This is a genomic window from Pseudomonas oryzagri (genome assembly GCF_020831405.1).
GTDB classification, from domain to species: Bacteria; Pseudomonadota; Gammaproteobacteria; order Pseudomonadales; family Pseudomonadaceae; genus Geopseudomonas; species Geopseudomonas oryzagri.
Genome location: NZ_JAJHPU010000009.1, coordinates 68,217 through 79,023 on the forward strand (window position 1 = coordinate 68,217; position 10,807 = coordinate 79,023).

11 protein-coding genes are annotated in these 10,807 nt (G+C 66.3%); 3 read left to right on the forward strand and 8 right to left on the reverse strand.

Annotated features, from left to right (window positions below; all coding sequences use genetic code 11):
• Window positions 1-17: 17 nt before the first annotated feature.
• From hpaI to LMJ29_RS03235, 7 genes are all read right to left on the reverse strand, one after another.
• A complete protein-coding gene (hpaI, locus tag LMJ29_RS03205; protein WP_229603981.1) occupies window positions 18-821 on the reverse strand; it encodes a 4-hydroxy-2-oxoheptanedioate aldolase in 804 nt (267 codons plus the stop codon).
• A gap of 9 nt (window positions 822-830) precedes the next feature.
• On the reverse strand, window positions 831-1,634 hold the full coding sequence (gene hpaH, locus LMJ29_RS03210) for a 2-oxo-hept-4-ene-1,7-dioate hydratase (protein WP_229603982.1): 804 nt from the start codon (window positions 1,632-1,634) through the stop codon (window positions 831-833).
• 7 nt (window positions 1,635-1,641) lie between these two features.
• Window positions 1,642-2,052: a 5-carboxymethyl-2-hydroxymuconate Delta-isomerase gene (locus LMJ29_RS03215; RefSeq protein WP_229603984.1), complete on the reverse strand. Its 411-nt coding sequence runs from the start codon at window positions 2,050-2,052 to the stop codon at window positions 1,642-1,644.
• A gap of 11 nt (window positions 2,053-2,063) precedes the next feature.
• Window positions 2,064-2,984 (reverse strand): 3,4-dihydroxyphenylacetate 2,3-dioxygenase, encoded by a 921-nt coding sequence (hpaD, locus tag LMJ29_RS03220; RefSeq protein WP_229603986.1) that lies wholly within the window; start codon window positions 2,982-2,984, stop codon window positions 2,064-2,066.
• A 135-nt stretch (window positions 2,985-3,119) separates the two neighbouring features.
• Window positions 3,120-4,580 (reverse strand): 5-carboxymethyl-2-hydroxymuconate semialdehyde dehydrogenase, encoded by a 1,461-nt coding sequence (gene hpaE / locus LMJ29_RS03225; protein WP_229603987.1) that lies wholly within the window; start codon window positions 4,578-4,580, stop codon window positions 3,120-3,122.
• A 10-nt stretch (window positions 4,581-4,590) separates the two neighbouring features.
• Window positions 4,591-5,370 carry a fumarylacetoacetate hydrolase family protein gene (locus tag LMJ29_RS03230; protein WP_229603989.1) on the reverse strand — a complete coding sequence of 260 codons (780 nt, stop codon included), beginning with the start codon at window positions 5,368-5,370 and terminating at the stop codon, window positions 4,591-4,593.
• Between the two features lie 11 nt (window positions 5,371-5,381).
• Window positions 5,382-6,131 (reverse strand): fumarylacetoacetate hydrolase family protein, encoded by a 750-nt coding sequence (locus tag LMJ29_RS03235; RefSeq protein WP_229603991.1) that lies wholly within the window; start codon window positions 6,129-6,131, stop codon window positions 5,382-5,384.
• 200 nt (window positions 6,132-6,331) lie between these two features.
• On the opposite strand from LMJ29_RS03235, the gene hpaA reads away from it, so the two are divergent.
• Window positions 6,332-7,240 (forward strand): 4-hydroxyphenylacetate catabolism regulatory protein HpaA, encoded by a 909-nt coding sequence (gene hpaA / locus LMJ29_RS03240; protein WP_229603993.1) that lies wholly within the window; start codon window positions 6,332-6,334, stop codon window positions 7,238-7,240.
• A 66-nt stretch (window positions 7,241-7,306) separates the two neighbouring features.
• On the opposite strand, the gene LMJ29_RS03245 is transcribed toward hpaA, so the two are convergent.
• Window positions 7,307-8,551, reverse strand: coding sequence for an OprD family porin (locus LMJ29_RS03245; protein ID WP_229603995.1), 1,245 nt, complete (start codon window positions 8,549-8,551; stop codon window positions 7,307-7,309).
• Between the two features lie 607 nt (window positions 8,552-9,158).
• On the opposite strand from LMJ29_RS03245, the gene LMJ29_RS03250 reads away from it, so the two are divergent.
• Both LMJ29_RS03250 and LMJ29_RS03255 read left to right on the forward strand, forming a co-directional pair.
• On the forward strand, window positions 9,159-10,181 hold the full coding sequence (locus LMJ29_RS03250; protein WP_229603997.1) for a TRAP transporter substrate-binding protein: 1,023 nt from the start codon (window positions 9,159-9,161) through the stop codon (window positions 10,179-10,181).
• 6 nt (window positions 10,182-10,187) lie between these two features.
• Window positions 10,188-10,721 (forward strand): TRAP transporter small permease, encoded by a 534-nt coding sequence (locus LMJ29_RS03255; protein ID WP_229603999.1) that lies wholly within the window; start codon window positions 10,188-10,190, stop codon window positions 10,719-10,721.
• Window positions 10,722-10,807: the final 86 nt, after the last annotated feature.

Below are 10,807 nucleotides of genomic sequence, written 5' to 3' on the forward strand. Positions count from 1 at the left end.
AATCTCTCGAAAGGAAGTCAGTAGACGCTGCTGCCGGGCGCGACCGGCGCCGGGGCAGTTCCCTTGAAGCTGGTAGCGAGGTTCTTCAGCGAGCGCATCAGCAGGCTGGTGTCGACGCCCACGGCGACGAACGAGCAGCCCAGCTCCAGGTAGCGGCGGGCCAGCTTCTCGTCGGCACTGAGGATGCCGGCGGCCTTGCCGGCGGCGCGGATGCGCGCGATGGCGTCCTCGATGGCGGCCTGCACCTCCGGGTGGCCTGGGTTGCCGCGGTGGCCCATGGCCGCCGACAGGTCGGCCGGGCCGATGAACACGCCGTCGACGCCCTCGACCGCGGCGATGGCGTCGAGGTTCTCCAGGCCCTTGAGGCTCTCCACCTGAACCAGCAGGCACATCTGCGCGTCGGCCTCGGCCAGGTAGGTGGGGATGTTGTTCCAGCGCGAGGCGCGCGCCAGGGCGGCGCCGACGCCACGGATGCCCTTGGGCGGGTAGTGCATGGCGCGCACCAGCTCCTCGGCCTGCTCGGCGCGTTCGACCATCGGCACCAGCAGGGTCTGCGCGCCGATGTCGAGCAGCTGCTTGATCAGCACCGCATCGCCGACCGGCGGACGGACGATCGGGTGGCTCGGGTAGGCCGCCACCGCCTGCAGCTGGCCGAGCAGCGCGCGCAGGTCGTTGGGCGCGTGCTCGGCGTCGAGCAGCAGCCAGTCGAAACCGGCGTTGGCCGCCAGTTCCGCGCAGTACGGGTCGGCCAGGCCGACCCACAGACCGATCTGCTGATCAAAGCTCAGGCGCTGCTTGAAGGTGTTGACGGGCATCTGCATGGCGGGTCCTCAGACGAAGCGGCAGGAGATCGAACCCAGCATGTCATAGTCGACATGGAAGGTGTCGCCGGCCTTGGCCGCCACCGGACGGGTGAACGAGCCGCCGAGGATGATCTGCCCCGGCTCCAGGGTCACGCCGTAGGGGGCCAGCTTGTTGGCCAGCCAGGCCACGCCCTTGGCCGGGTGGTTGAGCACCGCGGCGGACACCCCGGACTCCTCGATCACGCCGTTGCGGTAGAGGATCGCCGGCACGCGGCGCAGGTCGACGTCGTGCGGACGGACGGCGCGGCCGCCGAGGACGATGCCGGCGTTGGCGGCGTTGTCGGAGATGGTGTCGAACACCTTGCGGGTCACCCCGCTCTGCGGGTCGACCTGATGGATGCGCGCGTCGATGATCTCCAGCGCCGGGATCACGTACTCGGTGGCGTCGAGCACGTCGAAGAGGGTGCAGTTCGGGCCCTTGAGCGGCTTGCCGAGGATGAACGCCAGCTCGACCTCGACGCGCGGCACGATGAAGCGGCTGGCCGGGATGTCGGAGCCTTCCTCGAACTGCATGTCGTCGAGCAGCGCGCCGTAGTCCGGCTCGGTGATGTTGGAGGACACCTGCATGGCGCGCGAGGTCAGGCCGATCTTGTGGCCGATCAGCTTGCGGCCGCCGTCGATCTTCTTCGACACCCAGGCGCGCTGGATGGCGTAGGCGTCCTCGATGGTGATGCCCGGGTACTCCAGGGAGAACTGGCGGATCTGCTCGCCGCTGCGCTCGGCGGCGTCGAGGCGTTCGGCGGCTTGCTGGATGATGCTGGCGTCGAGCATGGGAACCTCAGGAATTCTTGGTGAACAGGGGGTGCAGGCTGCTGTGCTTGGCGTCGAAGACCTGCGCGGTGCTTTCGTCGATCTGCAGGGTCACGCCGATCGGGCGCTGGGCGAGCAGGCCGTCGAGGCGAGCGCGCAGCACCGCCAGCAGGTTGGTGCCGACCTGCTGGTGCACCGCCGCACTGCGGCCGGCGCCCATGCGCAGGTTGGCGTAGAGGAAGCCGTAGTCGCCCTGGCCGTCGGCGATCGCGGCGTACGCCGCCGGGTAGGCCAGCACGCGGGTGCCGCCGGTGGGGAACACCTGGCGGCCGCTCTCGTCGCGCTGCTCGAGCATGCAGTCGGCCAGCGCGCGGCACAGGCCCTGGATGTCGGCATCGCGTTCGATGTCCGGGCTGTAGTAGAGGACCAGATGGGGCATGGCGGCGCTCCTTACAGGCGGCTGGCGGCGACGAAGGCCGGGTTGGAGGCCTGCGCCGCGGGAATGGTCGAGCCGTCCTGCGGGGTGACCGGGAAGATGGCGTTGATCTGGCCGGTGCCGGAGGCGGCGAAGTAGGGAGTGATCACCTCGGCCTTGCCGTCGTACTTCGACCAGCCCAGCGCGCCGAGCAGCATCGCGGTGTCGTGCATGAAGCCTTCGCCGTGGCCCTTGACCGCGTACTCCGGCAGCATGGCGCAGAAGGTTTCCCAGTCGCCGTCCTGCCACATGCGGATCACGCTGTGGTCGAGGGTTTCCAGGAACGGGCTCCAGATCCTGGTGGCGAATTCCGGCGCCTGGCCGTTCTGCGCGAAGCGGTGCGACAGCGAGCCGCTGGCCAGGAAGGCGACGGTGCCGTCGTAGTGCTCTTCGACCGCCTTGCGCATGGCCCAGCCCAGGCGCGCGCTGTCGTGGAGATAGTGGGAGGTGCACAGCGCCGAGACCGAGATCACCTTGAAGTGCTGGTCGGCGTTCATGTAGCGCATCGGCACCAGGGTGCCGTACTCCGGCGCCAGGGTGGTGGCGTCGTGGGCCATGGTCTCCACGCCCAGGCGGTTGCATTCGGCGGCCAGCAGGCGGCCCAGCTCCGGATTGCCGGGGAACTCGTACTCCATGTTGCTGATGAAGTGCGGCAGCTCGTTGCTGGTGTACAGGCCCTTGAAGTGCGGACCGCAGTTGACGTGGTAGTTGGCGTTGACCAGCCAGTGGGTGTCGAACACCACGATGGTGTCCACGCCCAGTTCGCGGCAGCGCCGGCCGATCTCGATGTGGCCGTCGATGGCCGGCTTGCGGAAGCCCTGTTTCGGGCCGGGCAGCTCGGACACGTACATGGAGGGAACGTGGGTGATCTTGGCAGCCAGAGCGAGTTTGCCCATGACGGTTCTCCGGTTGGCCGGCGCGCGCGGCGCACGCGGCGATGATTCGGGTTTGCAGGGCCGAAAACGGGCAGTCCCCGCCGGGAGCTGCCCGCTTCGACGCAGGCGGCCGTCAGTCGGCCGCCGGGGATCGCCTTACACGCCCCAGCGCGGGATGTGGTGGCTGCCCATGGAGATGCACACGTTCTTGATCTCGGCGAACACCTCGAAGCTGTACGCACCGCCTTCGCGACCGGTACCCGAGGCCTTCACGCCGCCGAACGGCTGACGCAGGTCGCGCACGTTCTGGCTGTTGATGAACACCATGCCGGCCTCGATGCCGCGGGCCAGGCGGTGGGCCTTGCCGATGTCCTGGGTCCAGATGTAGGAGGCCAGGCCGTACTCGACGTCGTTGGCCAGGCGCAGCGCCTCGGCCTCGTCCTTGAACTTCATCAGGCACACCACCGGGCCGAAGATCTCTTCCTGGGCGATGCGCATACGGTTGTCGACGTCGGCGAACACGGTCGGCTGGATGAAGTTGCCCTTGGCCAGGTGCGCCGGCAGGTTGGCCGGACGCTCCAGGCCGCCGGCGACCAGGTTGGCGCCCTCTTCCATACCGATCTTGATGTAGCCGGTGACCTTGTCGTAGTGCGCCTGGGTGATCATCGAGCCGACCTGGGTCTTCGGATCCTGCGGATCGCCGACAATCAGGCGCTTGGCGCGGGCGGCGAACTCGGCGACGAACTGGTCGTAGACGGTCTCCTGGATGAAGATCCGGCTGCCGGCGGTGCAGCGCTCGCCGTTCAGCGAGAAGATGGTGAACAGCGCGGCGTCGAGGGCGCGACCGAGGTCGGCGTCGTCGAAGATCAGCACCGGCGACTTGCCGCCCAGCTCCATGGAGTACTTCTTCAAGCCGGCGGTTTCCATGATCTTCTTGCCGGTGGAGGTGCCGCCGGTGAAGGAGATGGCGCGCACGTCCGGATGGCGGACCAGGGCGTCGCCGGCGGTGGCGCCGTAGCCCTGCACCACGTTGAGCACGCCGGCCGGGATGCCGGCTTCCAGGGCCAGGCGGCCCAGCTCGTTGGCGGTCAGCGGCGACAGCTCGGACATCTTCAGCACCGCGGTGTTGCCCAGCGCCAGGCACGGCGCGGTCTTCCAGGTGGCGGTCATGAACGGCACGTTCCACGGCGACACCAGGCCACACACGCCGACCGGCTGGTACAGGGTGTAGTTGAGCATCTGGTCGTCCACCGGGTAGGTGTGACCGTCCATGCGGGTGCAGACCTCGGCGAAGAACTCGAAGTTGTGCGAGGCGCGCGGGATCAGCACGTTCTTGGTCTGGTGGATCGGCAGGCCGGTGTCCAGGGTTTCCAGCTCAGCCAGCTTGGGCACGTTCTGGTCGATCAGCTCGCCCAGCTTGCGCATCAGCTTGGCGCGCTCCTTGGCCGGGGTGTTGGCCCACTTGGGGAAGGCTTCCTTGGCCGCGGCCACGGCCTGGGCGATTTCCTCGGCGCCGCCGCTGGCCACCTCGCCGATCACCTCGCCGGTGGCCGGGTTCAGGTTCTCGAAGACTGCTTTGCTCTCGACCTCGCGGCCATTGATCCAGTGCTTGATCATTGTTCTAACCTCACTGCGCTGCTGCGGCATTCTTGGCAGCGAAGAAATCGGCTTCGCTGACGATGGTGTTGACGAGGCGACCGACGCCCTCCACTTCCACGACCACCTCGTCGCCCGGCTTGACGTCGGCCAGGCCTTCCGGGGTGCCGGTGGCGATCATGTCGCCCGGCTGCAGGGTCATGAACGCGGACAGGTATTCGATCAGGAAGGGGATGTCGAAGATCATGTCCTTGGTGGAGCCTTCCTGGCGCAGCTCGCCGTTGATCCAGGTGCGCAGCTTGAGGTTCTGCGGATCGGCGATCTGCTCGCGGTCGATGATGTACGGGCCGACCGGGGTGGTGCAGTCGCGGTTCTTCACCCGCAGGTTCGGCCGGTAGTAGTTCTCCAGGTAGTCGCGGATGGCGTAGTCGTTGCAGACGGTGTAGCCGGCGACGTAGTCCAGGGCGTCCTCGCGCTTGACGTTGCGCGCGGTCTTGCCGATCACCGCCACCAGCTCGCACTCGTAGTGCATGTAGGCGACGTTGTCCGGGCGCCAGGTGATCTGGCGGTGGCCGGTGTAGGTGTTCGGCGCCTTGATGAACACCAGCGGCTCGGTCGGCGCCTTGAACGCCAGCTCGGCGGCGTGGTCGGCGTAGTTCAGGCCGAGGGCGAACATGCTGCCGGTGGCCGGCGCCAGCCACTCGACCTGCTCTTCGCCCAGAAGGGTGCCGTCGGCGAGACGGACGACGTTGTTGTCCTCGACGGCGACGTTGTGGACTTCGCCCTGGTAACGGATGCGTGCGTGTTTCATGTTCCGGCTCCTTATTCCGCGACCACGGTGTTGCTGAGGCGGCCAACGCCTTCGATTTCGACTTCGACCTGGTCGCCGACCTTGAGGTCGACGCGGCCTTCCGGTACGCCGGTGATGATCAGATCGCCCGGCTCGAAGGTCATGAACTGGCTGAGGAAGCTGATCAGCTCGGGAATCGAACGCACGAAGTTGGCGGTGCTGTTCTGCTGGCGGACCTCGCCGTTGACCAGCAGCTTGATCGCCAGCGCGTGCGGATCCTTGATGTCGGCAGCGTCGACCACCACCGGGCCGACCGGGCAGAAGGTGTCGCGGCACTTGGCCTTGACCGCCGGGCGGTAGAAGCTGACTTCCGGCAGGGTCACCTCGTTGACCGCGGTGTAGCCGCCGACGTAGCTCAGCGCCTCGGCCTCGGACACGCGGCTGGCGCGCTTGCCGATCACCACGCCCAGCGCAGGTCCCGCCTGGATGGCGTCGACGCCGGCCGGGAAGACGATGCTGCCCTCATGGCCGACCACGGTGTTCGGGGTCTTGATGTACAGCACCGGGGTCTTCGGCGGGGTCTTGTACGGGTCCTGGTTGAACTCGGCCAGCTTGCTGTCGAGCAGACCCTGGTAGTTCAGCGCGATACCGAACACGGTGCCGCCGAACGGGGCCTTCCAGGCGTCAGGCTTGACGGCCTGGCCGTTCACGAACGGCTGACCGTTGTCGTCAACCGTCGCCTCGAGGACCTTGCCGTCCACTTCAATCATCGCTCGGCGCATGCCAGCTTTCTCCACAGACCAGTTGATGGATCCGGCCCCGGGGCGGGATCCGGTGCTCACCGTGACCATGCCGTCGCTTGACGGCCGATTAACATGTGAACTTTATAATTAACATGTTAACCATGGTCAAGTCCCTGATCGACGAACCGCCGCGCGCGGTATCATGCAGGCAGGCCCAGACAGCCGGGAGAGCCCGAAACATGCGGGATAACGAGCCGATTCCGAACATCAACATCGGCCAGGTCTACGACCAAAGATACGCCCACGAGGACGTCCACTACGAGGCGCTGGGCAAGCTGGCCGACTTCTTCGGGCGCAACATGCCGGTGCACCGCCACGACCGCTTCTTCCAGGTCCACTACGTGACCAGCGGCGCGGCGCGGGTGTACCTGGACGACCGCCAGTACAGCGAGAACGCCCCGCTATTCTTCCTCACCCCGCCGACCATCCCGCACGCCTTCGTCACGCTCCCCGACAGTGAAGGTCATGTGCTGACCGTGCGCCAGCAGCTGGTCTGGCCGCTGCTCGAGGCGCACCTCAACCAGGGCGGCGAGCCGCGCCTGGTGTCGCCGACCTGCGTGGCGCTCAACTCGCTGGACGCCAGCTACGCCGCCGAGATCGAGCGTCTCAACCGCCTGTTCGAGATGCTCGCCGCCGAGTTCGCCGCCCACCTGCCGGGCCGCGAGGCCAGCCTGCAGGCGCTGACCCAGCTGATCTTCATCACGTTGCTGCGCCTGGCCGCCGAGCCGGTGAAGAACCAGCACGTGCGCCACGACAATCTGCAGATCTTCCACCGCTTCAATGCGCTGATCGAGGATCACTACCGCGAGCACTGGCCGCTGTCGCACTACGCGCAGGCGATGGGCGTCACCGAGGCGCGCCTCAACGACATCTGCCGGCGCATCGCCGACCTGCCGTCCAAGCGCCTGGTTCACGAACGGCTGATGCAGGAGGCCAGGCGCCTGCTGCTGTTCACCGCCAGCTCGGTGAACGAGATCGGCTACACGCTCGGTTTCAAGGATCCGGCCTACTTCACCCGCTTCTTCAGCCGCGAGGCCGGCGTGACGCCCAGCGAGTACCGCGGCCGCGAGGGCGAGCGCAGCGAGTAGGATTGCACCAACGAAAAAGGCCCGCCGGTGAGGGCGGGCCTTTTCTTCAGCCGGACTCTGCGGAGCTTAGAGCAGCGGCAGGGTGTAGCTGATGATCACGCGGTTTTCGTCGACATCGCGACCGACGGTGCCGCTCACGTCACTGGCACGGTAGGTCACGTTGCGCAGGTGGAAGCGCAGGCCTTTCAGCGAGCCGCTCTGCAGGGTGTAGACCAGGTCGCTGTCACGCTCCCACGCCTTGCCGTCGTCGCTGGCAGCCGTGTCGATGTTGTCGCCGTTGACGTAGCGGGTCATGAAGGTCAGGCCCGGAACGCCGAGGGAGGCGAAGTCGTAGTCGTAGCGCACCTGCCAGGCATCGGTTTCCTGAGTGGTGAAGGTCTGGTAGGTCACCAGGTTGATGCTGAACGGGTCGCCACCGGCGATGAACGGGAAGTTACCGTCGCCGGACAGGCTTTGATAACCCGCGCCGAACTTGTGCGCACCGACAGCCAGGGTGAACATGCCCTGGTACATGTCGTTGTCGATCAGACCGAGGGCCTCGTCGTCCTGATCCTGGGTGTTGAAGTAGCGCAGGTCGGAGGTCAGGCTCAGCCCCTCGCCCAGCGGCAGCTTGTACACCAGGCCACCGAAGTGTTGCTGGTAGGCGTTGTCATAGTCGCCGTAGTAGTAGCTGGCGGTCAGCTGCTGATTGAAGGCGTAGCTGCCACCGGCAAAGTCGAAGTTGTCGATATTGGAGGCGAACTCCTCGTTATTGCTGGAGTCGCGCGCATTGAACTCGGTCAGGCGACCGGCATTCAGGGTCAGGCCGGCGATTTCCTGCGAGGTCAGCATGCCACCGGTGTAGGTGCCCGGCAGCAGGCGGGTGTTGTTGTACTGGGCGACCGGCAGCAGCGGCTGCAGGGTGCCAACCTTCAGTTCGGTCTTGGAAACGCGCGCCTTGGCGGTCAGGCCCAGCTCGCTGTACTCGTCGTCCGGCACGCCATCGGCACCCACCGGCAGCATGTTGCCGATGGTATTGCCCTTGCTGGAGTCCAGCTTGATGCCCAGCATGCCGATGGCATCGACGCCGAAGCCGATCGGGCCGCCGGTGTAGCCGGACTCGAACTTGGCGATGAAGCCCTGCGCCCAGGTTTCGCCGTAAGACTGACCCGAAATGGTGCCATCACGGGCATCGCGGTTCAGATACATGTTGCGCAGCTCGAGGGACGCCTTGCTGTCCTCGACAAAAGCGGCCTGCGCAACGGAAGGAAGGGCAATGCTTGCAGCGATAACGCTCAAAGCCAGCTTAGAGCGCTGAGAGATCCTGATCATTCTTTTTATGTCTCCAGGGGACTTTTTATGATCGATCGAGTAATGCCCGCCATCCGGCAACAGTACGACGGGCAGGAGCGCCTTTTACCATCAGGTTAAGATGTTAACAACACAAAACCTGCGGCCACGGCTGCGGCAGCTCCCGGATCGACCCCGTCAAAAAATCGTAAAAACACCGTGGGGTCAAGCCTGCCGACCTTTTTTTGCAGCGCCAAGCACCCCGCCCCCCTCCTTTCGGATGACTTGACGCTACCCCCCTCCTGGCCGAGCATGGCTGCGTTAACTTATTAACGAAACGCTTCTGCCGCCCGCCGCCCGCGCCCAGGGCGCGCTCGCCAGGCTTCGTCGCCGACGAGACAACGGCAGTCGGGTGACGATGAACGCGCCGCCAACAACTCCTACCAAAGGCGCATTCCAGCCTCTTCGCCTAGTGCGCGCGAGGCCCGGCGGCTGCAGGCCTCGCCCCCTGCAGCGGACCTCATCGGCGCCCCGCAGTCGAGCATTCACCACCGCCCGCGAGCATCCGACGGATCGCCCGCAGAAACTTGATGCAATCGCTCGATTAACATGTTACTAATTTGGGTACAACAAAAAACGGGAGACCCCCATGCGTACCTTGAACCTCGTTGCCCTCGCTGTATCCCTCGGTATCGCCGGCGCCGCCCAGGCGGCCGACAGCTACACCCTCAAGGTGGCCCACTTCCTGCCGTCCACCTCCAACACCCAGGTCAACATCATCGAGCCCTGGTGCGAGCAGCTGCGCCAGGAGTCCAACGACCGCCTCAAGTGCCAGCTGTTCCCGTCGATGCAACTGGGTGGCACGCCCGCCAAGCTGGCCGACATGGCGCGCAACGGCGTGGCCGACATCGTCTGGACCGCCCCGGCCTATTCCGCCGGCAAGTTCCCGCGCGTCGAGGCGCTGGAGCTGCCGTTCATGCTGCCTTACGGCGGCAAGGCCGGTAACGACATCATCTGGCAGTTCTACGAGCAGTACGCCAAGGAGGACTTCAAGGGCTACAAGGTGCTGGTCGTCCACGGCGACGGCGGTATGGACCTGCACACCAACGGCAAGCCGGTGAAGACTCTCGCCGACCTGTCCGGCCTGAAGCTGCGCGCCTCCAGCCGCACCGCGGCGAAGACCGTCGAAGCCCTCGGCGCCACGCCGGTGAGCATGCCGCCGGCGCAGATGACCGAGGCCATCTCCAAGGGCGTGGTCGACGGCGCCCTGGCCTCCTGGGAAGTGGTCCCGGCCACCAAGCTCAACGAGGTCACCCAGTACCACAGCGCCACTCCGGCCGATCAGCCGGCCTTCGGCTACACCGTGCTGACCATGCTGATGAACCAGCAGAAGTTCGACGGCATGCCCAAGGACCTGCAGGAAATCATCGAGCGCAACAGCGGCAAGGCCCTCTCCGAGCGCTTCTCCGCCGCCTGGGACAAGGCGATGGATGCGGCGCGCAGCGCCACCCCGGCCAGCGGCCTGGTGGCCATCGACGCGGCCGCCTACAAGGGCATGCAGGATGCGACCGCCGGCGTCGCCGACGCGTGGATCAAGGAAGTCGGCGAGAAGGGAATTGACGGCAAGGCGCTGGTCGAAGGCGCCCGCAACCTGTCCTCCGCTACCCGGTAATCCATCATGCAAGAGTCGCTCTCGTTCGAAAGCGGCCTGACCACGGAGCACGGCGCCTGCCGCCGTGCCCTGTACGCCGTCACCCAGGGCTTCGCCCTGGCCGGCGGCCTGGTCCTGCTGCTGCTCATCGCCATGTCCCTGGTCTCCATCGTCGGCCGCAAGCTGTTCGCCATGCCGATCCGCGGCGACATCGAGCTGATGGAGGTCGGCGCCTCCATCGCCATCGCCGCCTTCCTGCCGCTGTGCGAGCTGCGCGGCACCCATATCAAGGTCGACGCCTTCACCTCCTGGCTGCCCACCCGCGCCCAGGCCCTGCTCGATGCGTTCGCCCATCTGCTGTGCGGCCTCGCCGCCCTGCTGCTGGCCTGGCGCACCGGCCTGCAGGTGCTGGAGAACCACGAGTACGGCGACGTCACCACCCTGCTGTCGATCCCGTTGTGGATTCCGCTGACCCTGATCGTCCCCAGCCTGATCCTCCTGGCGCTGTGCGCGCTGGCGCGCATCGCCGACATCCTCGCCCGTCTCGGAGGTCGCGCATGAGCGGTCTGACTCTCGGCCTGCTCGCCCTGGCCATCACCATGACCCTGCTGGTGCTGCGCGTGCACATCGGCATCACCATGCTGGTC

What these genes read in the sequence shown, in the direction of transcription:
- hpaI (WP_229603981.1), bottom strand. Translation starts at nt 821, where the DNA reads ATGCAGATGCCCGTCAACACCTTCAAGCAGCGCCTGAGCTTTGATCAG.
- hpaH (WP_229603982.1), bottom strand. Translation starts at nt 1,634, where the DNA reads ATGCTCGACGCCAGCATCATCCAGCAAGCCGCCGAACGCCTCGACGCC.
- LMJ29_RS03215 (WP_229603984.1), bottom strand. Translation starts at nt 2,052, where the DNA reads ATGCCCCATCTGGTCCTCTACTACAGCCCGGACATCGAACGCGATGCC.
- hpaD (WP_229603986.1), bottom strand. Translation starts at nt 2,984, where the DNA reads ATGGGCAAACTCGCTCTGGCTGCCAAGATCACCCACGTTCCCTCCATG.
- hpaE (WP_229603987.1), bottom strand. Translation starts at nt 4,580, where the DNA reads ATGATCAAGCACTGGATCAATGGCCGCGAGGTCGAGAGCAAAGCAGTC.
- LMJ29_RS03230 (WP_229603989.1), bottom strand. Translation starts at nt 5,370, where the DNA reads ATGAAACACGCACGCATCCGTTACCAGGGCGAAGTCCACAACGTCGCC.
- LMJ29_RS03235 (WP_229603991.1), bottom strand. Translation starts at nt 6,131, where the DNA reads ATGCGCCGAGCGATGATTGAAGTGGACGGCAAGGTCCTCGAGGCGACG.
- hpaA (WP_229603993.1), top strand. Translation starts at nt 6,332, where the DNA reads ATGCGGGATAACGAGCCGATTCCGAACATCAACATCGGCCAGGTCTAC.
- LMJ29_RS03245 (WP_229603995.1), bottom strand. Translation starts at nt 8,551, where the DNA reads ATGATCAGGATCTCTCAGCGCTCTAAGCTGGCTTTGAGCGTTATCGCT.
- LMJ29_RS03250 (WP_229603997.1), top strand. Translation starts at nt 9,159, where the DNA reads ATGCGTACCTTGAACCTCGTTGCCCTCGCTGTATCCCTCGGTATCGCC.
- LMJ29_RS03255 (WP_229603999.1), top strand. Translation starts at nt 10,188, where the DNA reads ATGCAAGAGTCGCTCTCGTTCGAAAGCGGCCTGACCACGGAGCACGGC.